The organism is Bacillus sp. MM2020_4 (genome assembly GCF_011250555.1).
In the GTDB taxonomy this organism is placed as follows: domain Bacteria; phylum Bacillota; class Bacilli; order Bacillales; family Cytobacillaceae; genus Neobacillus.
This window is the reverse complement of the sequence record NZ_JAANMZ010000034.1, coordinates 1-22,535: the sequence shown is the minus strand read 5'-3', so window position 1 is coordinate 22,535 and position 22,535 is coordinate 1. Positions and strand designations below refer to the sequence as shown.

The following is a 22,535-nucleotide window of genomic DNA, read 5'->3' as shown; positions in this document are numbered from 1 at the left end:
CAATCAAACTATTCCTTCATATTATATAGTAAGCAGAGGTTGTGATTATGCAACGGTTTTTCACCTATTTTCCTCACTTTAACACAGTGGAAAATTTTATGAAACTTACCATATATTATAACTTATTATGATATTTTTTTAATATTGCACCCGCCATTAGTTCATCAATAATTAAAACATCAATTAATTTCCCTCTTAAAGCCCCAAGTACACTTTCTGCTTTCTGTTCTCCTTCAGCTACAGCGATCACCTTATTGATGTTCCTTAATTCTTCAAGGGTAATCCCGATGATCTTGCTGCTGGAGGAATCATTTATCTGCTGTCCCTGTCCATCGAAAAAGCGAAAACCAATGTCGCCGACTGTCCCCATTTTGCGAAGATGGTTGACATCCTTTTCATCCAGATATCCGATCTTGATTAATGTTGAATCGCTAAAAGGATTACCGATGCCAATCAAGGCCATATCGACATGACGTCCGCTTTCTAATACCGTTTCAATATCCTGAAGCGCCATTAATCGTTCCTTAAGCTCTTCTGTTTCCACAATGGCCGGGGCATACAAATAGGTGCACGTACCGTTAATCTTTTTTGCCAATTCATTTGCCAACTGGTTAGCATGTATTTCGACTTCCCTAACACCCATTCCTCCTTCCAATGGAACAATTTTTACTTCTTCCCTTCGCTCATATGGATATTCTTGGACAAGATAGGCAAGTGTCGACCCCCATGAAATGCCAATACTTTTGATCCCTTTCATATTTCGTGAGATATAGTTGGCACCGGCAAGCCCAACAGCCCGTTTTGCCAGTTCATTTGACAGTCCGTTGTTTGGTACGACGATGGCATCTTGAAGACCGAAATATTTTTCAAGCTGCTGCTCCAATTCAACTGTCCGAACCGTTTCATCTTTTATATAAATATTCACAATTCCCTCATCCATTGCCTTTTGCAGCAATTTGGATATAACAGGTCTTGATACTCCTAACTTTTTGGCAATTTCAGCCTGTGTCCAGCCATCGTTATAATACATGCTGGAGACCTTAACTAATTGCCTTTTTTCTTGCCATTCCACAAATCCATCTCCTTGCTGAAATGTATACCATCATTTTACACGATTGCCAAATGAAAATCATCTCGATATGCAAAAGTGCCGGGAAACTAAAGTTCGCGGCACTTTTAAAACTTATTTATTTGCCAACACTTCTGTTATATGAGTTGGACTTCTTTTTTAAGCTTTTGTGCAGCCTTAACAGCCACTTCAAAAAATGTTTCCGATATCGTTGGGTGTGGGTGAATCATTTTGGCTGCTTCTTCAACAGTTCCTTCAAGGTACATAAACGCTGATGCCTCAGAAATCATTTCCGTTACATGGGATCCAGCCATGACAACACCAATAATTTCACCATATTTTGCTTCAAAAATCACCTTTGTGAAACCCTCCGGTTCACCAGCACTGAGAGCCTTACCACTCCCGGCAAAATCAAACTTTTCCGTCCGCACTTCGATACCCTGCTTCCTCGCCTCATCCTCCGACAACCCAACAGAAGCAATCTCTGGAAGGGTGTAAATACAGCGTGGCATCACTTTGTAATCGATTCTATCGTGTATCTCAGCCGCATTGTTTGCCGCAACCACTCCTTCAGCACTCGCGGCATGTGCAAGCTGCCAGCCGCCGATCACATCGCCTATAGCATATACATTGGCCATGCTTGTCTCCATTTGGTCATTCACTTTGAGGAACGGCCCACTTTTTTCCAAGCTTACCTCTTTTACAGCTGAAAGGTTTGGCCGGCGCCCCGTGCTGACTAGCAAGGTTTCAGCCTCCAATGAGAACTCTTTACCTTTTTCATCGCCGAAGATAACCGTCTTAACCCCAGCTGTTTCTACGACTTTTTGAACCTTCGCCCCTACATAAAGCTTAATGCCTTTTTTCTTCAAAACCTTTGCTAATAATTTTGAGGCTTCCGCATCTTCAGTTGGAATGATTCGTTCTGCCGCCTCCACAATGGTAACATCCGTTTTCAAAGAAGCAAAGATGGTCGCGAATTCGACACCAATAACCCCACCTCCGATAATAACCACAGATTTAGGAATAGCTGGAATGTCAAAAATCGTATCACTCGTATCAAACTGGACGGAATCAAGTCCGGGAATAGGCGGTACTGCAGGTGTTGAGCCTGTTGCTACAATCACCTTTGCTGCCTGTATCGTCTCTTCGCCCGCCTCTGTTTTTACCCTAACGCTCGCGTCCGCCAGCAGGCTGCCCCAGCCATTATAAACATCAATTTTCCCCTGCTTTAGTAAAAAAGCAATACCGCCACGCAAACGTTCGATCACGTCGTTTTTTCGTTTTTTCATTTTATCAAAAGAAAGAGTTAAGGAGCCGGTTTCGATTCCCCAATCCTTTGCTTTTTCAATTTGCTCAATGATTTCTGAATGCTTTAAATAAGTCTTTGACGGGATACAGCCTCTGTTTAGACAGGTTCCGCCAAGAAAGTCAGCTTCAATTAAGGCTGTTTTCTTTCCAAGTTCCGCCGCATGGAGGGCTGCCACATAACCCCCAGGACCGCCGCCAATAACTACAAGTTCATAGGATGTTTTCAACTCTTTCACCTCATTACACAAGTAACTCGAATGGCATTTCAAGAATTTGTTTCAATTCAGTCAAGAAGGCTGCTGCCGGTGCCCCGTCGATCGCACGGTGGTCAAATGACAGGCTAAGCGTCATCATTGGGCGAATTTCCATTGCCCCGTTAACCGCAACCGGTTTATCAACGATCCGTCCAACGCCTAGAATCGCACTATCAGGCTGGTTAATGATTGGCGTGAACGCATCAATTGCGTACATCCCAAGATTACTGATTGTAAAAGTAGAGCCCTTCAATTGTTCTGGAAGTAATTTATTTTCACGGGCTCGCTTGCCAATATCTTTCGCATCCTGTGTCAATTCAGCAAGACCCTTAAAGAGGACATCATTGACAACAGGTACCATAAGGCCGCCAGGAACGGCTACGGCTAGTCCAATATGAACATGTCCATGCTGGACAATTTCGTCTCCTTCTATCGAAACGTTTACTTCAGGGTGACGCGCAAGCGCAGCAGCTGTAGCCTTGATTAACACTTCTGTATACGATAACCGCAATCCTGTTTGTTTTTCAATAATGGGCAGAAGAGCCGAACGAAGTTCTTTCACCTTCGTCATATCGATTTCTGTTGTTAAGGTTACATGTGGTGCTGTATAAGCACTTTTTGCCATACGCTCGGCAATGACTTTTCGCATACCGGACATCTTCTTGCGCTGTGATGCAGCTGGAGCCGGTGCGTTCTCTGCTCTTGACACACGTGTAAGGACGTCTGTTTTCACAATTTTCCCGTTGACTCCTCTACCTGTCACGGTGGAAAGATCAACCTGCTCGGCAGCTGCAATCTTCCGGGCAAGTGGTGTTGCTTTCGGCTGTGCCGCTTCACTTTCCATCACAGCGACAACATCTTTCTTATGGACGCGGCCATTTGGACCGCTGCCTTTAATCGTTCCTAATACCAGATCATTTACACGAGCAAGCCTGCGGGCAGCCGGTGTCGCACGCGGTTTTTCTCCGTGCTGACTTTCCTCTGAGGCGACAACGCCAACTGGGACGGCTGAATCCGCCACTTGTACCACTTCCGTTTTTGCCTGCTCTGCTTCCTCTGTGCCGGAAATCCCTGGTGAGGTGTCAGGCACCTTTTCACCAGCTTCACCAATATAACCGATAATTTGGTTGACCGGCACCTGATCATCTACCTGAAAGTATTTCTTCAATAAGATACCTGGATCGTAAGCTTCTACTTCGATATTTATTTTATCTGTCATGATTTCAAACAGCGGTTCGCCAATCTCTACGCTGTCCCCTTCTTCTTTAAACCATTGAAGGAGGGTACCCTCTGCCATGGTAGAGCTAAGCTTTGGCATAAAAATTTCCTTTGCCATCTAAAAACCCTCCTTCTTATTTGTATTGAACGGCTTCTCTCACAGCTGTTACAATGTCTGGCACCTGTGGAATCGCTGCTTTTTCTAAGTTCGGGTTGTATGGAATCGGGACTTCTTTCCCGCCAAGACGCTTAATTGGTGCGTCAAGATAGTCAAATGCTTCACTTTCAGCAATCATGCTGGCAATTTCTCCACCGATCCCGCCTCGGCGGACTGCTTCATGCACCACAATTAATCGGCCAGTCTTTTTCACTGAATTTATAATGGTTTCTTTATCAAGCGGAACAATCGTCCGTGGATCCACCACTTCGACGCTAATACCTTCTTTTTCAAGTTCCGCAGCTGCTTCAAGTGCTTTATGAACCATGATGGCTGTTGCGACAATCGTTACATCCATTCCCTTCCGTTTAATATCTGCTTTCCCAAGTTCAATTGAATACTGCTCTTCTGGAACATCTGAAGAAGTTTTATACAGTAATTTATGCTCGTAGAAAATAACAGGGTTATCATCATCCATTGCTGCTTTTAGTAAACCTTTTACATCATAGGCGGTGGAAGGCTGCACCACTTTCAAACCAGGAATATGAGCCATCCATGCCTCTAAGCTTTGGGAGTGCTGGGCAGCCGCTCCAGTTCCGGAACCGGCCGGTGTTCTTAACACCATTGGCACTTTTCCTTTACCGCCGAACATATACCGTGTTTTCGCCGCCTGGTTCACCATTTGATCCATCGCGATTGTAATGAAATCAGAAAATTGTAGTTCCAAGATCGGGCGCATGCCGGTTAAGGCAGCGCCAACCGCTGCACCGGCGATCCCTGCCTCCGAAATCGGGGTATTGCGGACACGCTCCGGTCCAAACTCTTCAATCATGCCGCGGGTAACACCGAACGCCCCGCCATAAACACCGATATCTTCACCTAGAATAAAAACATCCTCATTTTGACGCATTTCTTGACTCATTGCTTCCCGAACTGCTTCTAAATAAGTAATTTCCCTTGTCGCCATCCTCGTCATCCTCCCCTGATTATGCGTAGACATCCTCTAGTAAACTATCAATTGATGGTTCTGGGCTATTTTCTGCGAACTTCACAGCATCCTCGATTTCTTGAAGTGCCTCATCATGAAATTGTTTCGCGCTTTCCTCTGTTAGGATCCCTTCACCGATTAGGAACTCTTTAAAACGCTTAATGCCATCTTTTTCTCTCCACTCTTTCTCTTCCTCCCGTGTGCGGTATTTTTTCGCATCACTCTTTGAGTGGCCTTTCCAGCGGTATGTTTTCATTTCGATTAAGGTTGGGCCAAATCCTTGGCGGGCCCGTTCCACTGCGCCATTAACCGTATTCATAATTTCCACCATGTCGAGTCCATCGACCACCTTGCCAGGAATTCCATATGCTGCAGCACGGTCTGCAATATTTTCCACCCGAGTCATTTCTTTGACCGGACCTGACATACCGTATTGGTTGTTTTCACAAATAAAAATAACTGGCAAATCCCATATCGCTGCTAGATTCACAGATTCGTGGAAGCTTCCTTCATTGGAGGCACCATCGCCAAAGAAGCAAAGGACTGCATAGTTTTCTCTTTTCATTTTCGAAGTAAGTGCTGCACCAACAGCTAGCGGTAAGCCTCCGCCAACAATTCCGTTAGCCCCAAGATTCCCTTTTTCCACATCGGCAATATGCATCGAGCCTCCTTTTCCTTTACAATAACCTGTCACACGGCCGAATAATTCAGCCATCATTTTGTTGACGTCTCCTTCTTTGGCAATGCAATGGCCATGGCCGCGGTGCGTGCTGACAATTTTATCCTTTCGGCCAATAACAGCAATGGAACCAGCTGCAGACGCTTCTTGACCGACACATAAGTGGGTGGTTCCATGAATCAAGCCTTTTGCAAAGAACTGATCCACCTTTTCATCAAAATAGCGAATGAGCCACATTTGTTTATATAAATCTTTTAACTTTTGTTCCGTAATCATCTCAGGAAGTTTTACTGTTTTCATCATTTATTTTTCCTCCCTTTTACATTTGTTCTTACCCATTACATTTGTAAATATCATATACCGTATCATTATTTACGTCAAGCAAAAAACAGCCAATTTTCAAACTTTTCAAGGTAAATTTTTTAAATAAAAAAAGAGAAAAATGGACGGGTTTTTCGACCCATTCCCTCTTTCCCTCTACCCTTGACATTGATCCTTCGATAGTTAATTTTCACCACCGCTATCGCAGAAAAGGACGCACCTATTTAATCGTTATAACCGTTCCCTTTTCAATCGTCGGGAATTGATGTGGGTGTGCAAATACTGCCCCTGGCAATACCTCTTCCATTGGTTCCTGGAAGTAAATTGAAATATGACCGAGCTCTTTAAAGTTTTGATTCGCAAGTGTGCCTAGAGCCGTAATCGTAAAGGACTCATCGTTAAATTGAATGGTGCTGCCCTCTTTTAGTGGTTCTTCCGTTAGGTGTTCAAATTCATGAATAACCGCCATTTCACGCAATTCCTTTGGTGCCTGCGGACCAAATAGGATAACAATTTTATCTTCTTTAAATGTTGGTACCATTATTCCGATTTCTTGTACAACTGATTTTGTCACGTTCATACCTCCACCATTTATTCCATACTTTGTTATAGTTTCACTAATGGACGATTCTCAGTACTTACTGGAAAAAGCTGATCTTGCAGTGATCTTAATTTCCAAACGGTTGTCGCTGTATCTAATTCCACATCATCTAACGTTAAGAATTGACCAAGTTTAATATCTTTTTTCACAACGACTTTACCGCTGATTAGACCAATTGGAATATGGCCGTTCACCTTCATATCAACATGTGTTTCAAGTACACCGCGAACAGAATAGCCGCCGATACCGTCTAATGTCTCGCCAGCTTTGATATCACGTTTTGCAACAGCTACAGTTTCGGAAATGGGTGCTCCGATTGGATGGATCGATGAATCATGCTGTAAAACGGCTTTCGCAATCGTGATTGGTGTTTCTAAGCTTGCAAGGTGGTATGGGCGATATAATGTATAGTGTGGCCCTTTCCCCACTTTTAAATAACGAAGCTCATGGTCAACTGGCTCTAGTTCGCTTTTTACAATGACAAATACGCCAGGGGCAAGTCCATCTACATATTCCACCACGCCGAAGTTGTTTAGAACCCCGCCATTTTCTTTTAGGTCCAATTTATCCGCGACATCTTGAACGGTGGCAGATACCCCGTGCATCCCCACTTTATCAGGAAGCAATCCAGTTGCATTACTTAATAAGTTCATTTCTGCCATTGTTTTGGTACCGTCTTGGAACGCTGCAAGCATATGGGCACTCATTTGTTTTTGTCTTGCTTCTTCGGCGCAAACATCAGGATTTGATAGAGGGTTTAATTTATTATTTTTTCCTTTACCGGCAACTAATACTTCAAAACCCATTGTTTTTGCAAATTCATATAGTTCTAGTGTTGCAGCTGGCTCATCACCGGCAGATCCTGTGTAAACAAGCCCTGCGTTGTTAAACATCTGGTACATTACAGAACCGATTGTAATATCGACTTCAACATTTAATAGAACAAGGTGTTTTTTGGAGCGTAAGGTTTCAAGCGAAATATTAGCCCCAACCTCTGGAACACCAGTCGCATCAACAATGACTTCTACTGATGGTGATTGAATTACCTCACGATAATCATTTGTCACAATGACAGGATTTCTTTTAGTAGCTTTCGAATTATAGTAGTCCGCTGCTTTTTGCGCAGCTCCTACGTTGACATCACATACACCTGCAACGATCATTCCTGGAATGTTTGAAATCTGTGCGATCATCCCAAATCCCATTTGACCGGCACCGATAACTCCAACCTTGATTGGCGCATTTTCTCGTTCACGTTGTAAAAGCTGTTGGTAAACTGACATGTAAGATTCCTCCTAATAGGTTACTTAAAATTATCGCTTACATTCTATTCAACTAATAATCTCGATTACTTATACAAATCTAGGTGCAAATGTTATCACCTGTAACATTACCTCAGGTTAATTCACGTTTGTTACATTTGTTATCATTTGTTCCTACAAGTTAAGTTTAATCCTCATTGAAAGCCCTGTCAAGAGTGAACTTTCAAAATACTTATACTATTCTTCTTTCTGACAAGGCAAGAGATCACTACTATCTGAATTTCACATTTATTAGATAAGGACACTACCGCATAACTGGAGTCTGCTCTAATTGAACAGACTCTAGGTAAAACTATCTTTTAGTTTGCGCAATCATAAGAACCCTCTTTTAAATACAACTGCTCCTGATCCATAATCTTCTGAACCTTCCTACCAGAATTTCCTTCCTCAAAATGAGATTGGACCCATGCATCTACCACCTTTTTTGCCGTTTCAAGCCCAATTACTTTTGCTCCCATAGTTAGAATCTGAGCATTATTACTTTTTTGGGCCCTCTCTGCGGAATAGGTATCATGACACAAGGCGGACCTGATTCCTGAAACCTTTCCAGCTGCGATGGCCATCCCAATACCTGTCCCACAAACTAATATTCCTCGTTCACATTTATCGCCGCGTATATCCTGTGCTACCTTGAAGGCAACATCGGGATAATCCACATCTTCGCAAGAAAAACATCCGTAATCGATAACTTCATGCCCGATATCCTCAAGAAATTGTTTCAAATTTTCCTTTAAATCGAAAGCGTTATGATCACAACCTAGAGCAATTTTCATTGATCCGCCCTCCAATCTTAATAAATTGTAAATAACAATAATCAGCCGCCTGAAAAGGCAGCGGAGGTACAAATTGCTTATGAACCTGTTGGGCTATTAGAGAAGATGGTTCTAGACAAACATCCTTCTTAGTTTCCGTGCTTTCGCCGACGGATGGCATCGAAGACCACTGCCGCTAAAATAACTCCACCCGTTACGATGGTTTCCCAGTAAGAGGAGACACCGACCAACGTTACACTTACAGATATGACACCTATTAACAAACCGCCAACAATCGTGCCGACTATGCTTCCAGATCCTCCACTCATGGATGTTCCTCCAAGAATAGCGGCCGTGATAGAAGGCATAACCCAGTTTTCCCCGATGTTCACCTGTGAAGTAGCCAGACGCAATACCATCAGCACTCCGGCAGAAGAGGCAAGCAACCCACTAAGTGCATATACCATAATTTTGACCCTTCCAACATTAATCCCAATGATATTTGCTGCGTGCTCATTTCCTCCAACGGCAAAAATATGTCTGCCAAAGGATGTATAATGCATCATAATTATCAGTACACCACCGATTACAAGCATAATGATCGTAGGATATGGTATGGTCCCGAATAGTTCTCCTTGCCCGATAGTCGTCACGCTTTCTGGTATGCCGACAATGGGCATCCCTTTAGTGACAACATAGATAATTCCTTGATAGATGGCTCCTGCAGCGAGTGTGACAATTAATGGAGATAAGTTCAACCATTTAATAAAGAGACCGTTGATTGCGCCAAGGACGAGTCCCAAAGCCAAAGCGATGATAATGCACAAGAATGGAGGAATCCCGGTAGTGGTCATTAATAATGCCACGACCATACTAGACAGCCCGGCAATACTAGCTACCGACAAGTCGATTCCGCCTAGAATCAATACGAGTGTCTGACCAAAGGAAACAAGGATTAAGAATGATACCTGTCTGACGAGCGTCCCAATATTATAGACAGTGAAAAAATTCCCTGTAAAAAAATGTACCCCTATGGATAGGGCTAAAATAACAAGAAATACCACACCCGCCGTGGAACGGGTAAACTTTGAATAGATGTTGAAACCTGACTTTTGCTTAGGAAAATCTCTTTTCACTTCACTTGAAGTATTTTCTATCATTGCTGGGCCTCCTCATTTTTTACTGTAGAGCAATTTTTAAAATATCTTCCTGTACCAAGTCTTGCGGAGAGTCTACAAACCCCTTGATATGACCTTCATGCATGACCATAATTCGGTCAGCCACTGAAAGCACCTCTTCAATTTCGGATGAAATGACGATTACCGTTACACCCTGATCGGCCATTTGCTTGATCAGTTTATGGATTTCTGTTTTTGCATTGATATCAATCCCTCTTGTTGGTTCATCCAGGATTAGCATTTTTACTCCCTTGGCCATCCAACGTGCGAATATAACCTTCTGTTGATTTCCGCCACTAAGCTCCTTAATTACTTTGCTATGCGAGGAGGTTTTTATCGCGAGATCACGGATAAATGAATTGGTTAGTTCCTTGGCTTGATCAAATCGGATAAGTCCTGCCTTCGAAATCTTCTTGTAGGAAGGCATAATTAGATTTTCATAGACGGACATGATGGGAAATATGCCTTCTTTTCTACGCTCTTCCGGAACATAGCCAATTCCATATCGAATAATATCTCTCGGGCTCTTGATCCTGACTTCATGCCCATCAATATAAATGTGACCTGCGTCCTTTTTGGTTAAGCCGTAGATAGCTTTAATCAGCTCCGTACGTCCGGCCCCTACTAAGCCCGCAATTCCAAATATCTCTCCTTTATATATTTGAAAGGAGATATCGGAAAACTCGTCTTTACGGGTAAAATCTCGGACCTCTAAGAAGACATCTTTACCAACTGCCCGCTTAACATTCACTGTTTTTTCCACTTGCCGATTCGCCATATGGAGTATCATTTCATCGATCGACAAGTCCTTCGTATCACCCCTAAAAACCACACGGCTGTCACGCATGACGGTGACTCTGTCTGTCACTACCTTGACCTCTTCCAAGTGGTGAGTGATAAAAATAATGGAATTTCCTTTATCGCGCATCTGTTTCATGGCCTGAAACAACAATTCTGCTTCATTCAGTGTCAGTGATGCCGTCGGTTCATCTAAAATCAAAATTTGTGTACCAGCTGCCAGTGAGCGCGCAATGGAAACAAGCTGCTGATATGCCGGGCTCAAATGACGTAGTTTTTGGGTTACATCGATGTTCACACCCATTTTATCCAGCAGTTCTTTAGCTGTCTTTTTGGCAGCATTCCAATTGATCATGCCGCCTTTCTTGCTTAATTTCTCATTTCCTAGAAAAATATTTTCACAGACAGAAACTTCTGGGATTAAGTTAAGCTCTTGGGGTACCATCGAAATTCCCTTCAACATCGCATCATGCGGGGAATGGATATCCACCATTGAACCGTTTAGGATGATTTCCCCTTGATCCATTTTATGAACTCCCATCAAAATATTCATAAGGGTACTTTTTCCGGCACCATTCTCACCAATGAGCGCATGAATTTCTCCAGGCATTATTTGCAGATCTACATCAGTTAGTGCTTGAGTACCAGGAAATGTTTTACTAATCCCTTTCATTTCTAACGCCCAGCTAGCCATTCGAATTTCACTTCCTATCTATAAGGTAGGAGGTCCCTGACGAAAGACCAGAAGGACCTCCAAATATACAATAAAATCTAAATGAAAGACTTATTTCCTATTTCTTCCCATATAAAAGGTCAATATATTTTTGCGCGTCATCCTGCGTTACATTGATCGAAGGCAGGTTATTAATTTCTTCTTTAATCCATTCTCCGCCTGGCTTTTCTCCGTCAGCAATTTTGACAGCTTCATCAATAAGGTGGTACCCCATTCCAAAGCAATCCTGAATACGGGCTACTTTAATGGTTCCATCTTTCACATAATTAAGTGTACGGAGATCGTGGTCCATACCAACGATGGTGATTTTCCCCTTCTTGCCGGCCGCCACAACCGCCTGTGCTGCCCCAATCGGATTGGTCATGTTGTTAGCCCAAATTCCTTTTAGATTAGGATGCTTCTGGATAAAACTTTCCGTAATCTGGATGGATTTCTGCAAGTCATCATTATCACGTTGCCGATCCACCACTTTGATTTTCGGGTATTTCTTCATTACTTCATTGAACCCCTCAATACGCTCTTCATGGGAAGGAGCACCAATTGTACCATCGAGGGCTGCCACTTCACCTTCATAGTTAATCGCCTTCGCTAATTCCTCTGCAAGAATTGCTCCGTCTTCCTTGTTCTGGTTGTTACCTACAAATGCGATACGTTTTGCTCCTTGTTCTTTTGTTGCGTCATCACCGGAGAAGGTCATAACCGGAATTCCTCCTTCAACGACTTTATTCATGACAGGCACAACCGTTTTAATTTGTGTAACATCCACACCGATAACATCGGGATGACGGCTTACAGCATTTTCAATCCGATTCACCTGATCAATTGCATCAGGAGTAGCTGGGGCCTCATAATCAAACTTGATTTTAATTCCTTTTTTTGCATAATCGGCTACCGCTGCTTCTGCCCCTACCTTAATCGTGTCGTACCATGGGTGAATGAGTTTATAGGTAAAGGCGAAGTAATATTCGGTCTTCTTTGGTTTATAATCATCTAATTTATACTCGTTCAACGCTCCAGAGCTGACTTGTTCCTTTTTCTCCCCACTGACTGCTTTTGAACCTGATTGACTTTGGTTAGTAGAAGCACTTCCACAACCGGTTAAGATGACACTAGTAGCAAGGCCAGCAATCAAAAGGCTATACAAAGATTTCTTTTTCATTTTATTTCCCCCTGGTTTCTATAAATTTTTTAATAATTTATAATTTTCAGAACAATAAAGTCAAAGGCTATTAGGGTGAACAGGAGAAAACTCTTTAACCTGCAAACCTTTATAGTACCTTTTCTTTCTCAAAAACTGAAACCTACCATACTTGGAAATTCTATTCTAAGAGGAAATCCTATGCTGCTAAATTGGTCAATTGAAACATTCATTGTTCATTTACATTAAAAGCTTTTCTGCAGTCAGCTGATCTGTTATTAGGACATTAATCATCTTTCCATTAAGCGCAGCACGAATGGCGGGAACCTTTCTATCACCGTGGACAATTCCAATGACAGTTGGTATTTTCTTTAGGGAGTCAATGGAGATGGAAATCACTCTGGAATTCCAAGATCCATCAATTTCCTGACCGTTGGAATCAATAAAATTATTGCAAACAACTCCGACCGCCCCCTTCTCTTTTGACTCTCTTCTATCATCCTCGTTAATAAAGGCCTCTACAATTGTAGAAGATTCAGGCTCTCCACCTATTCCTACAATGGCGATGTCACAGCGTTCTGCTAAAATAAAAACCTCTGAGAGTAGGGATTGTTTAAGAAAAACCTCCTTTGCCTCAGCCGAATCTACCACTACCGGAGCATGCAAAAATTTATGCTCTGCACCCAATTTATCAGCAATCACAGAAGTGATTTGATTCGCATGAAGTTCAAAATGGAGATGACCAATTCCGCCAACAAGAGGGATAATCGTCAACATAGATGTCTGTTGTTTCTTTAAGGCAGAAGCGACTTCTGCTACCTGGATCCCTGAGGACACCCCTATAATTTGATTATTTCTGACGATTCGAAGCAGATAATTGCTGGCTGAGAGCCCTAAGTCCCGACTTTCGGTCACAACAATCGCTTCACGCAGACCAAACCTTTGCTCAAGTTCCTTTTCTAATTGGGAGGCTTCTGCATTTTGGAAATCCTCATTAATAATGATTTTTACAATGCCTGATTCCCTTGCCATAATTAAATACTTTGAAATAAGGGAGCGAGAAACTCCTAAGATTTTAGCAATTTCTGCTTGGGTAGCACCTTCATCGTAATACATTCGAGCAACTTTGGTTAACATTCGATTATTATCGGAATTTGCCATGCTTAATCACCTTTATCCTTAAAATTCACCATCCCTTTGATATTATTAATAGAGCTCGGAAGTGTCAATGAATTCCATTATAATTCCGGCATCACAACACTTTTCACTCCTTGCTTCATCTCTGTTTGCTGAAATGCATCTTCGATTTCACTTAATACAAATCGATGAGTGATAAGTTGGGAAAAATCTATAAATTTACTATCAATCCATTTAATGGCCATGCGATGATCTGAACGTGTAGCTCCATGGATACCAAAGATGGAAAGTTCATTGTATATAATGGGTTTTGTATCCAAGCTATTCTTTTCACTTGGTGGACAGGAGAAAAATAACACCCGGCCTTTTTTTCTTACACTTAATAGACTTTGGTTTTGGGCATCATTTGATGGTGCGGTATTTATCACGACATCACAACCATATCCATCGGTCTCCTCTAAAATCGCCTGTACCGGATTTTGGCTGGACGGATCGATCACAAGATCTGCCCCTAGTTGTTCGGCGAACTTTCGGCGTTTTTCTGAACGCTGAACCACGATAATCTTCCCTGCCCCCATTTTGCGTAAGGCAGCGATAAACATCCCCCCAATCGCACCAGCTCCAAATACGACGACCGTTTCAGCCGGTTGAATGGATAATTTCTTTAAGCCGCTAATCACACATGATAATGGTTCAGATAGGGATGCCTCTTCAAACGTAGTGTTTTTACTGAATTTCGTAATGGTACCGTTTTCGACAAATAACCGATTTAACACCACATATTCAGCAAATCCACCATCAAATTGATAGCCAATGGACCATCGTTTGACACAATGATGTCCGTTCCCTTCTAGACAATAGTCACACGTTCCGCAAGGAATATGAGCCCCTAAGGCTACCCGATCGTCAACGGCTAAACCGTTAACATACTTTCCCGTTTCTGTTACAATCCCTGCGATTTCATGGCCCATTACTCTAGGAAAGGCAACACGAGCGTCTCCATTACGATAGATTCGAAGATCTGAGCCGCATACACCCACAGCTTTCACCTTTAATAAAACACTGTGATCATCAATCTTCGGAATATCCCGCTCTTTTATTTCTAGTTTTCTTACATCTGTTAGAAGTGCAACCTTCATCCATTTTCTCCTTTTCTGCCTAAATAAACTGAATGGCTTTTCTGTATTCTTTATCAAAAAGAGAAGTTTCGATCTTAGCTGCACCCTCATCCCAACCTAATTCGCTTCCCAGGGTTGAACTGACAGCCTCAATAATTTGTGGAATTTCATTTCTATTAAATAGTAGATAACCGGTCCTACGGTCTAGAAAATCTGATAAATGAACAACCATTTCATTCTCAATGGTGTAGTGTAATTCTGCGGCTGCGATGATTTCGTGGAGTGATTTCTTATGAAGAAGATGTTCTGATTGAAATTCTTGAATAGCCTCTAACAAGCCCGGTGTGTTGGAACCGTACCGATGGACGAATTCCGTGATTAATTCCTTTGTGACTCCTTCTATCTTGAAATCCCGGTCAAGGTCATTCACTAGCTCATCTAGTTCTTGATCGGTTTCAAACTTTCCACCGGTCAGTTTGATATTTTCCGTTTGGGATGAAATAAATGTTTGGTTTCCTTGTCGCAAGACGAAGTCTACTACCCTTTCCGCCATCCTTCTATAACCGGTTAATTTCCCCCCGGCTATGGTAATCAACCCGGATTCTGAGGTAAAGATTTCATCCTTTCGAGATAACTCGGAGGGGGCTTTTCCTTCATCACTAATTAACGGTCGCAATCCAGCCCAACTTGACGTAATATCTGCTTCTGTTAAATGAACAGATGGAAACATCGTATTGGTACAATTTAATAGATACTCAACCTCCTCTTTTTCAACATAAATATCATCAAGATCATGATAATAACTTGATTCGGTTGAACCAATATAGGTGCATCCATTTCGAGGAACGACAGCAATCATTCTTCCGGCGGCATCGAAGTAGATGGATTCATTTACTGGAAGTTTCTCGAATGGCACCACAATATGAATACCTTTGGCCAAATGAAGGGATTTCCCTGAAATCTCCCCATCTAAAAGACGGATCTTATCGACCCATGGTCCACCAGCATTAACGATATACTTCGACTGAATCTGGAAGGATTTTTGTGAAACCTTATCCTTCACCATTACCCCCATCACTTTGCCCTTTTCATCTTTTTGAAAATCAGTGACCTCCGCATAATTTGAAATGAGTGCACCTTTTTCATATGCTGTTTTAGCTACTTCTAACGTTAGGCGGCTATCGTCTGTCCGATATTCGATGTACATACCGCCCCCACTCACAAGTTCTGGATTCAATAATGGTTCTTGTTCAAATACTTCCTTTTTTGATAGCATTTCATGCCGCTCATCATTCTTTACTCCTGCTAACCTGTCATATGTTGCCAATCCAATTTTCAGCGTAAATTTATTAAAACTACCATTTTTCACTATTGGAAACAACATGTTTACCCGTTTCACCAAATGCCGTGCATTTTTGTGGACAACTGCACGTTCTGTACCCGTTTCTCGAATGACTCCAAGTTCCCCTTGTTTTAAATATTTTAAGCCTCCGTGAATTAATTTGCCGGATCGGCTGCTCGTTCCTGAGGCAAAATCCGCCTTTTCAACAAGCCCCACCTTCAGTCCGCGGGATACGGCATCCAATGCAATTCCAGTACCGGTAATTCCTCCGCCAATAACAAGTAAATCCAGTTCTGATTGAGACATTTTCTCTAGCATGTGCAGCCTGTTTTTCGATGAGAAATGATTCTCACTCATGTATTCACCCTCTTTTTGTCATTTGATATGGCTGTTAGCTTTTGACACAAGTGTAAGCGGTATCTTTTTTTCTGTCAATACCATTATTTTTTAATTTTGATTATTATTTATTTTCGGATTATTTTATCTATTTAGAAAAAGATATTGACAACAATTGGTTATGGTTATTATAGTTGTATCAAATGACAATATACATGGAATATGACAAAGGAGGGGTTTTAGTATGGATTGGAAGACATTCTTGGGTAGTGGCCCAACCAAAGAGATTGTTGAAGTTTTTTTATCTCTTCTAATGACAACAGGGCCATACCTTTTGGTTGCATTGGCGATAAATTCATTTATTTCTAAACTTATTAGGAAGGAATGGCTTAACTTTATTGCCGCAAAGTTTGGGCATATAGCGCTCGTCAGGTATACCCTTTTGCCTTTCTTAAGTTTGTTTGCGCTTACAAATCCAAGCTGCTACGAAGTTGGCAGCCACTTGAACGAAAAGCACAAACCCGCTTTTTACGATGCCACGGTATCGTTTTGTCACCCGATTACGAGCATACTACCTTTCAGCAATTCTGGAGAACTATTTTTCCTTATTGCGCCGCTCTATCCGATTATGAAACTCAATCTATCATTAGGAAATTTCATGATTGCCTATTTCGTTGGGGGACTTGTCATTGTGTTCATGAAAGGGGTAACTACAGAGCTATTAACACGCCATTACATGAGCAAAATTCAATAATTGATGAAAAGAGAGGAATCCACTATGGAAAATAGTCCAATCCAAGAGTTAGTAGGTCCAAATGATCATTTAGGGGTATTTGTCTCCAAAGGCCCTGGTGGATGGGGGAAAGGACTCGAATTATATCCTAATGGAAAGAAGAAGAAAGTCGTTTCGCTAACGGGAGGCGGAATTCATCCCGTGGCACAAAAGATCGGTGATCTGATTCATTGCCCAGTTATTGATGCATACAAAGAAAAAGTGGATCCAGAGGAAATGGTAGTGGTCATCGTGGACTGTGGCGGCAACGCAAGAATGGGCGTCTACCCGATGAAAAGGATTCCCACTATTAATGTTAAACCATTGTCCCCCTCAGGGCCGTTAGCAAAACATATCACAGAAGATATATTTGTATCAGGAGTCACTGTAGGTGACATTACCCCTACTGAAAAACAAGAAGCTGTTAACCTCAAGGAAAAGCAACCATCCTATCAGTTGGTTAAAGAAAAAGAAATAGATGTACCCGTTAAGGAAAAACAACATCCACTGTCAATGATAGCCAAAACAATTGCTATTATGATGAGCTGGATCTATCAGTCTGGTAAAGATGTGATTAGCTCGTTTGCATCCCATGTTCTCCCTCTTATGATAGGCATCTCAGTATTTATAGGCCTCATTAATTATTTTGGTTTTAGTCAAGGGTTATCCAGTCTTACAAAATACTCTCTTGGATCCTTTATTGGGCTGTTGCTTTGTTCGATTATTTGTTCCATTCCCTATGTTTCTCGTTATATTGGTGCAGGTGCAACGTTTGGTCAGGTACTTGTAACTATCCTAGCCTATGAAATCGGGGAAGGAAGGATCGAATTCATTTGGATTTTACCAGCCCTATTTGCCACGAATGTTCAAGTAGGATGTGATTTCCTGCCAACTGGTTTAATGATGGCCAACTCAGAAGAGAAAACCGTCCAGGCTGGGATCAAGGCCGTCTTGTATAGTAGACTGATAACAAGTGTCTTTTGTGTAATCATTGCTTATCTTGCAGGTAAGCTAATGGGCTTTTAACATACGGGTGGTCACACCGGAAACTTCCGAATAATAATAATTGTTGATGGAGGAGGACAATCATGATTGAAACAAAGGTAAAGGTATTGTTTCACTCCGGGCTGCACGCTCGGCCAGCATCCATCCTGGTGAAGAAGGCAAGCGGATTCACCAGCGAGGTCGCCCTATTAAAAGGGGAAAAGAAAGTAAATGCCAAAAGTATTATTGGAGTCATGTCTTTAGCAGCCACAAAGGGCTCAGAAGTAACACTATGTATTGAAGGGAACGATGAACAACACGCCACGAATGAACTAATTAAATTCTTTTCAAGTGATGTGGAAGCCTAGATTCACTTCCGTTTGACAATGCATTATTATGGGAGTTTAATCATCCCATCCAATGGAACGATTAAATCTTGTATATATAAAGGAGAGGGGAACTTTCAATGATTGAATCAGTCGTATCTTCAGTTGGCCCTATGGCATTAGATTTCGAGGAAGATCATGTATTAATATTCTTTGGTCCGCAAGCCCCAGATGAATTGAGAGAAGTGGCGATTATTCATGAGGTGGTGGAATCGGGCAGCACCTCAATACATGCCGGTCAGCCCTTCCATATTGATGATCAAAAATACGAAGTGGTAAGTGTAGGGACAGAAGCCTATCAGAATTTATCGGAACTCGGTCATATATCTGTTTATTTTACTGAACCGCCTGCCGAAATTCTACCAGGTTCCATCTATGTTTCTCCACCTGTCTTTCCGAAGATTTCAATAGGATCTAAGATTCAGTTTCTAAACAATTAATTTCTAATCCCTATAGTAAAAGCTGCCCAGGATAAATCCTGTGGCAGCTTTATTTTCTCATTATTCCACCAGCGCATTTGCCGTCACTTCATCTGTAATGAGTACATGAATTAAATGTCCTTCAAGTGCTGCCTTAATGGCCTCCACTTTTTCTAATCCAGCAGCAACACCAATCACGAGCGGAATCTGCTTTAGTTTTTCAAGATCAAGGGCAATCACCCGTTCATTCCACTGATTGGCGACAGGCCTGCCGAATTTATTAATAAAGTTGTAGCAAATATCACCGACAATTTCCATATCCTCTGTAATGGTTTGAAAGTCTGATCCCAGGTAGGATTTAACCATTGTAGAATGTTCTGGCCTTCCGCCAATCCCAACCACAGCAATATTCGACTTCTCCGCCATGTCAAACGTACTTTTTATTGTAGGCTGCCTTATTAGAATTTCCTTGGCCTCTTTCGTGTCGACCATAACAGGGAGATGAAGCAATTCACACCGTGCCTGAAACACAGCCCCTACTTTCGCAACAATCGAATTGGAATGGATATCTACCTGTTCGTTTCCCACTCCCCCTACCAGTGGAACAATCGTGACAGTAGGAAACAATTGTGGTGAATTCATCGCCTTCGCCACTTCGTTTAATGTCGTCCCCGAGGAGAAACCAACAATTTGCCCGTCTTTCACGACCCTTTGTAAAAATTCACTTGCAGCTTCTCCTAATTGTTTCTTCGAAGAATCCTGCCCCACACTTTCAATACAAACCACCTCACGCAGGTTATAAAGCCGCTCCACCTTCCGCTCTAATTGACTGAACTGATGCAGGCCCTCATCATGAATAGTGATTTCTACAATTCCCTTCTCCCTAGCTTTAGTCAAATATTTCGACACAAGCGAGCGACTGACCCCAATGACTTCAGCAATCTCTGATTGTGTAGCACCTTCGTTATAATACATTTGAGCAACCTTTACTAATATTCTTCTATTGTCTAAAATAACCACCGAACAAACCTCTTCCTTACTTAAGTTAATGATGCCGTACCTACTGGATGTTTCCACACTAATTATTATAATTTTTATAACTTTGATAAGCTATGGAGATTCCGATTCATCAATGAACATTTAGTGAACCATAAATAGGGAAAACTATGCACAAAAGCTCTGCAGCAAAGCATCTGTATGCATAGTTTTATTTTTCCAATATTAATACATTCCAAAACTTGCAAAATAAGCAATGATAACGGCTGCCACACCTGTGATTAATCGGCTGTATAAAACGGCCGGTACGCCGTATCTTACCGTTTCCGGTTTGGCTTCTCCTAAAGATAAACCAACAGGGATGAAGTCACAACCTACCTGACCGTTAATCGCAAACAACGCTGGTAAGGCATACTGTGGCGGAATATGCCCCAGTGCAATCTGGCTACCGATTAATACCCCGATTACCTGTGCAATAACCGCACCTGGTCCAAGCACAGGGGATAGGAATGGCAATGTACAAACAATAACAATAACAATAAGTCCCCATAAAGAGCCGGCAAGTGGTGATAGTGAATTCGCAATCACATCACCGATTCCTGTGTAGTTAATAATCCCCATCAACATACTGACGAACGCCATAAAAGGAATGATGTTTTTCAAGAGCATTTCAACGGTATCGCGCCCCGCTTGATAGAAGGTTCCTGTTACATTCCCAATACCCTTGGAAAATCTCAATAATAAGTTCTCTTTTTGGTGTTCAGCATGCTCTTTTTTCAGCTGTTGGTAGCTTTCTTGAAATTTCTCTTTATCTTTCGTGTTAAATTTAGGTTCATCCTCAACAACCTCTTGGGCACCTGCTGCCTGTGTATGTCCCTCTGCCACAGCAATATCTTTAACCGTTACACCCGATACAAAAATGTCTTCGGTGATAAACTTTGACAACGGGCCGGAAGGTGAAGATGGAAGAATGTCTACCGTAGGAATCCGCTTCATTGGATACACGCCGATGCGCGCTGTTCCGCCGCAGTCAATGACCACGCACATCATTTCTTCTTCCGGATAAGATCCTTTAAACCCATCCACTGCTTCCGCACCAGTTAATTCAGCAATCCTTCTGGCAACCGGATGAATCCCGCCTCCGGTAATAGACACAACCTTGTTCTTTTTACCATTTGGCTCTATATAAAGGCCCACGCCCCAACCGCCTGAACCTTTTGATACAAATACTCCTTGTTTAGACATGTAGAATCTCTCCCTTCTATCCCTAGTTACGCTTCTATTTTTTTAGCTAAATATTTGGTGATTAACTCGGTAACAACCCCGCGGATGAAGATAATAACGATACCTACTAAGAAGTACCGAACAGCAAGGTCTGCAATCGGAAGGCCTAATTCCTTGATTCCATTGGCAATACCTAAATAGACGAATAATTCACCGGCATTTGCATAAGGGAATAATCCGGTAACCGGGTGTACAAAGGAAACGGCAGAATCATAGAATGCCGGCTTTTGTTTCTCAGGTAAGAAGCGGCCAAATGTGTAGGCCATTGGGTTCGTTAGCATTAAGACTGATAGAATCGGCATCAGCGTATAACGTAACAAGGTATATTTTGCAGCGAACTGTATCGCTCTACTTACTCGATCCTCACCAATGAACTTCATCACAGCATACGTAAAGGTCAAAAGCACGACCAATGTCGGGACAATACCTGTAAATAATCCCATAAATGTTTCGCCACCGGCATTAAACATCCCGATGAAATGTTCACCCAACCATTTTATCCATTCCATATCTTTGTTGCCCTCCTTTAACTTTCCATTGAAATTTTACTTTTTGAAATCGTTAATAACGCATTTTCGCCTGCTTGTAATAGTGCCTTTTTAAAGGCAGGGATCTTGTTTTTCTTACTTTTTACGGTGCTGTCGCTGACATCACTCACGATTTCCCCCACATGCAGGCCATTATAAGATTCTACGGGTTTGAATTTCGTAAGAACCGACATGCCCTTTAACATGTGACATTCGTGTACGATATAGTCTTGATCGACAATCAAAACGGCTATTGCTCCTGGACGGAATTTCCCTCTTTGCATCCCGGAGAACATAAAATAACCATCTTCTCCCTTATAATCGCGGACAATTTTATCAATATTTTTCTTGTAAGACCTAATTTGAATGAGTGAAAGTGCATATTGTACAACGAGAATGGCACAAAGAATAATAGCTAATTGCATAATTTTCCTCCTACACTGTTATGCGGCATGATTACCTACCGATTACACCCCTTCCCTTTCTTATAAAGACGTTTTCATCACAAAAGGTAAAACGCTTACAAATGTACAGTAAAAAAAAGATTTACATGATCACTCATAACATTTGTCACACGTTATAACTTAAAAACAATATTTTCACATTTGTTATTATGTGTTACATTTGTTATATATTTAGAATAATAAAAACTATTGAGACTGTCAATAATCTTTCAAAATATTTTAATAAAACTCTAGTAACTTAGTTTTTTTTGCAC

22 protein-coding genes are annotated in these 22,535 nt (G+C 41.9%); 4 read left to right on the top strand and 18 right to left on the bottom strand.

Annotation, left to right across the window (positions count from 1 at the left end; genetic code table 11):
- Positions 1–115: 115 nt before the first annotated feature.
- From G6554_RS18290 to G6554_RS18225, 14 genes are all read right to left on the bottom strand, one after another.
- Positions 116–1,030, bottom strand: a complete 915-nt coding sequence (locus tag G6554_RS18290; RefSeq protein ID WP_166244509.1) for a sugar-binding transcriptional regulator — start codon at positions 1,028–1,030, stop codon at positions 116–118.
- A gap of 176 nt (positions 1,031–1,206) precedes the next feature.
- On the bottom strand, positions 1,207–2,604 hold the full coding sequence (lpdA, locus tag G6554_RS18285; protein ID WP_166244470.1) for a dihydrolipoyl dehydrogenase: 1,398 nt from the start codon (positions 2,602–2,604) through the stop codon (positions 1,207–1,209).
- Positions 2,605–2,617: 13 nt separating this feature from the next.
- Positions 2,618–3,967, bottom strand: coding sequence for a dihydrolipoamide acetyltransferase family protein (locus tag G6554_RS18280; RefSeq protein ID WP_166244468.1), 1,350 nt, complete (start codon positions 3,965–3,967; stop codon positions 2,618–2,620).
- A 16-nt stretch (positions 3,968–3,983) separates the two neighbouring features.
- Positions 3,984–4,982, bottom strand: a complete 999-nt coding sequence (locus G6554_RS18275; RefSeq protein WP_166244466.1) for an alpha-ketoacid dehydrogenase subunit beta — start codon at positions 4,980–4,982, stop codon at positions 3,984–3,986.
- A gap of 10 nt (positions 4,983–4,992) precedes the next feature.
- Positions 4,993–5,976, bottom strand: coding sequence for a thiamine pyrophosphate-dependent dehydrogenase E1 component subunit alpha (locus tag G6554_RS18270; protein WP_166244464.1), 984 nt, complete (start codon positions 5,974–5,976; stop codon positions 4,993–4,995).
- 238 nt (positions 5,977–6,214) lie between these two features.
- Positions 6,215–6,568: a PTS glucitol/sorbitol transporter subunit IIA gene (locus G6554_RS18265; protein ID WP_347564327.1), complete on the bottom strand. Its 354-nt coding sequence runs from the start codon at positions 6,566–6,568 to the stop codon at positions 6,215–6,217.
- A 32-nt stretch (positions 6,569–6,600) separates the two neighbouring features.
- Complete coding sequence (locus G6554_RS18260; RefSeq protein WP_166244460.1) at positions 6,601–7,878, bottom strand: NAD(P)H-dependent oxidoreductase; 1,278 nt, start codon at positions 7,876–7,878, stop codon at positions 6,601–6,603.
- A 338-nt stretch (positions 7,879–8,216) separates the two neighbouring features.
- Entirely contained in the window at positions 8,217–8,690 is a 474-nt protein-coding gene (rpiB, locus tag G6554_RS18255; protein WP_166244458.1) for a ribose 5-phosphate isomerase B, read from the bottom strand.
- A 128-nt stretch (positions 8,691–8,818) separates the two neighbouring features.
- A complete protein-coding gene (locus tag G6554_RS18250) occupies positions 8,819–9,829 on the bottom strand; it encodes an ABC transporter permease (RefSeq protein ID WP_166244456.1) in 1,011 nt (336 codons plus the stop codon).
- 19 nt (positions 9,830–9,848) lie between these two features.
- Positions 9,849–11,339, bottom strand: a complete 1,491-nt coding sequence (locus G6554_RS18245; RefSeq protein ID WP_166244454.1) for a sugar ABC transporter ATP-binding protein — start codon at positions 11,337–11,339, stop codon at positions 9,849–9,851.
- A 97-nt stretch (positions 11,340–11,436) separates the two neighbouring features.
- On the bottom strand, positions 11,437–12,537 hold the full coding sequence (locus tag G6554_RS18240) for a substrate-binding domain-containing protein (RefSeq protein ID WP_166244452.1): 1,101 nt from the start codon (positions 12,535–12,537) through the stop codon (positions 11,437–11,439).
- A gap of 219 nt (positions 12,538–12,756) precedes the next feature.
- The gene (locus G6554_RS18235; RefSeq protein WP_166244450.1) at positions 12,757–13,677 is read right to left on the bottom strand and encodes a sugar-binding transcriptional regulator; all 921 of its coding nucleotides are present in this window, start codon (positions 13,675–13,677) and stop codon (positions 12,757–12,759) included.
- A 77-nt stretch (positions 13,678–13,754) separates the two neighbouring features.
- Positions 13,755–14,792 carry a zinc-binding dehydrogenase gene (locus tag G6554_RS18230; RefSeq protein WP_166244447.1) on the bottom strand — a complete coding sequence of 346 codons (1,038 nt, stop codon included), beginning with the start codon at positions 14,790–14,792 and terminating at the stop codon, positions 13,755–13,757.
- Between the two features lie 19 nt (positions 14,793–14,811).
- On the bottom strand, positions 14,812–16,470 hold the full coding sequence (locus tag G6554_RS18225; RefSeq protein ID WP_166244445.1) for a glycerol-3-phosphate dehydrogenase/oxidase: 1,659 nt from the start codon (positions 16,468–16,470) through the stop codon (positions 14,812–14,814).
- A 223-nt stretch (positions 16,471–16,693) separates the two neighbouring features.
- On the opposite strand from G6554_RS18225, the gene G6554_RS18220 reads away from it, so the two are divergent.
- From G6554_RS18220 to G6554_RS18205, 4 genes are all read left to right on the top strand, one after another.
- Entirely contained in the window at positions 16,694–17,203 is a 510-nt protein-coding gene (locus tag G6554_RS18220; RefSeq protein ID WP_166244443.1) for a PTS glucitol/sorbitol transporter subunit IIC, read from the top strand.
- Between the two features lie 24 nt (positions 17,204–17,227).
- Positions 17,228–18,247, top strand: a complete 1,020-nt coding sequence (locus G6554_RS18215) for a PTS glucitol/sorbitol transporter subunit IIB (RefSeq protein ID WP_166244441.1) — start codon at positions 17,228–17,230, stop codon at positions 18,245–18,247.
- Between the two features lie 62 nt (positions 18,248–18,309).
- Positions 18,310–18,573, top strand: a complete 264-nt coding sequence (locus G6554_RS18210; RefSeq protein WP_166244439.1) for an HPr family phosphocarrier protein — start codon at positions 18,310–18,312, stop codon at positions 18,571–18,573.
- 98 nt (positions 18,574–18,671) lie between these two features.
- Positions 18,672–19,031, top strand: a complete 360-nt coding sequence (locus tag G6554_RS18205; RefSeq protein WP_166244437.1) for a PTS glucitol/sorbitol transporter subunit IIA — start codon at positions 18,672–18,674, stop codon at positions 19,029–19,031.
- Between the two features lie 60 nt (positions 19,032–19,091).
- Here G6554_RS18205 and G6554_RS18200 read toward each other — a convergent pair whose 3' ends face one another.
- From G6554_RS18200 to G6554_RS18185, 4 genes are all read right to left on the bottom strand, one after another.
- Positions 19,092–20,030 (bottom strand): sugar-binding domain-containing protein, encoded by a 939-nt coding sequence (locus tag G6554_RS18200; RefSeq protein WP_166244435.1) that lies wholly within the window; start codon positions 20,028–20,030, stop codon positions 19,092–19,094.
- A gap of 201 nt (positions 20,031–20,231) precedes the next feature.
- The gene (srlE, locus tag G6554_RS18195; RefSeq protein ID WP_166244433.1) at positions 20,232–21,251 is read right to left on the bottom strand and encodes a PTS glucitol/sorbitol transporter subunit IIB; all 1,020 of its coding nucleotides are present in this window, start codon (positions 21,249–21,251) and stop codon (positions 20,232–20,234) included.
- A 26-nt stretch (positions 21,252–21,277) separates the two neighbouring features.
- On the bottom strand, positions 21,278–21,799 hold the full coding sequence (srlA, locus tag G6554_RS18190; RefSeq protein WP_166244431.1) for a PTS glucitol/sorbitol transporter subunit IIC: 522 nt from the start codon (positions 21,797–21,799) through the stop codon (positions 21,278–21,280).
- Positions 21,800–21,816: 17 nt separating this feature from the next.
- Positions 21,817–22,242 (bottom strand): transcriptional regulator GutM, encoded by a 426-nt coding sequence (locus tag G6554_RS18185; protein ID WP_207627679.1) that lies wholly within the window; start codon positions 22,240–22,242, stop codon positions 21,817–21,819.
- Between the last annotated feature and the right edge of the window lie 293 nt (positions 22,243–22,535).

What these genes read in the sequence shown, in the direction of transcription:
- G6554_RS18205 (WP_166244437.1), top strand. Translation starts at nt 18,672, where the DNA reads ATGATTGAATCAGTCGTATCTTCAGTTGGCCCTATGGCATTAGATTTC.
- srlA (WP_166244431.1), bottom strand. Translation starts at nt 21,799, where the DNA reads ATGGAATGGATAAAATGGTTGGGTGAACATTTCATCGGGATGTTTAAT.
- G6554_RS18245 (WP_166244454.1), bottom strand. Translation starts at nt 11,339, where the DNA reads ATGGCTAGCTGGGCGTTAGAAATGAAAGGGATTAGTAAAACATTTCCT.
- rpiB (WP_166244458.1), bottom strand. Translation starts at nt 8,690, where the DNA reads ATGAAAATTGCTCTAGGTTGTGATCATAACGCTTTCGATTTAAAGGAA.
- G6554_RS18235 (WP_166244450.1), bottom strand. Translation starts at nt 13,677, where the DNA reads ATGGCAAATTCCGATAATAATCGAATGTTAACCAAAGTTGCTCGAATG.
- G6554_RS18280 (WP_166244468.1), bottom strand. Translation starts at nt 3,967, where the DNA reads ATGGCAAAGGAAATTTTTATGCCAAAGCTTAGCTCTACCATGGCAGAG.
- G6554_RS18260 (WP_166244460.1), bottom strand. Translation starts at nt 7,878, where the DNA reads ATGTCAGTTTACCAACAGCTTTTACAACGTGAACGAGAAAATGCGCCA.
- G6554_RS18220 (WP_166244443.1), top strand. Translation starts at nt 16,694, where the DNA reads ATGGATTGGAAGACATTCTTGGGTAGTGGCCCAACCAAAGAGATTGTT.
- G6554_RS18215 (WP_166244441.1), top strand. Translation starts at nt 17,228, where the DNA reads ATGGAAAATAGTCCAATCCAAGAGTTAGTAGGTCCAAATGATCATTTA.
- G6554_RS18230 (WP_166244447.1), bottom strand. Translation starts at nt 14,792, where the DNA reads ATGAAGGTTGCACTTCTAACAGATGTAAGAAAACTAGAAATAAAAGAG.
- G6554_RS18270 (WP_166244464.1), bottom strand. Translation starts at nt 5,976, where the DNA reads ATGATGAAAACAGTAAAACTTCCTGAGATGATTACGGAACAAAAGTTA.
- G6554_RS18250 (WP_166244456.1), bottom strand. Translation starts at nt 9,829, where the DNA reads ATGATAGAAAATACTTCAAGTGAAGTGAAAAGAGATTTTCCTAAGCAA.
- G6554_RS18225 (WP_166244445.1), bottom strand. Translation starts at nt 16,470, where the DNA reads ATGAGTGAGAATCATTTCTCATCGAAAAACAGGCTGCACATGCTAGAG.
- G6554_RS18240 (WP_166244452.1), bottom strand. Translation starts at nt 12,537, where the DNA reads ATGAAAAAGAAATCTTTGTATAGCCTTTTGATTGCTGGCCTTGCTACT.
- G6554_RS18275 (WP_166244466.1), bottom strand. Translation starts at nt 4,982, where the DNA reads ATGACGAGGATGGCGACAAGGGAAATTACTTATTTAGAAGCAGTTCGG.
- G6554_RS18210 (WP_166244439.1), top strand. Translation starts at nt 18,310, where the DNA reads ATGATTGAAACAAAGGTAAAGGTATTGTTTCACTCCGGGCTGCACGCT.
- G6554_RS18185 (WP_207627679.1), bottom strand. Translation starts at nt 22,242, where the DNA reads ATGCAATTAGCTATTATTCTTTGTGCCATTCTCGTTGTACAATATGCA.
- G6554_RS18290 (WP_166244509.1), bottom strand. Translation starts at nt 1,030, where the DNA reads ATGTATTATAACGATGGCTGGACACAGGCTGAAATTGCCAAAAAGTTA.
- srlE (WP_166244433.1), bottom strand. Translation starts at nt 21,251, where the DNA reads ATGTCTAAACAAGGAGTATTTGTATCAAAAGGTTCAGGCGGTTGGGGC.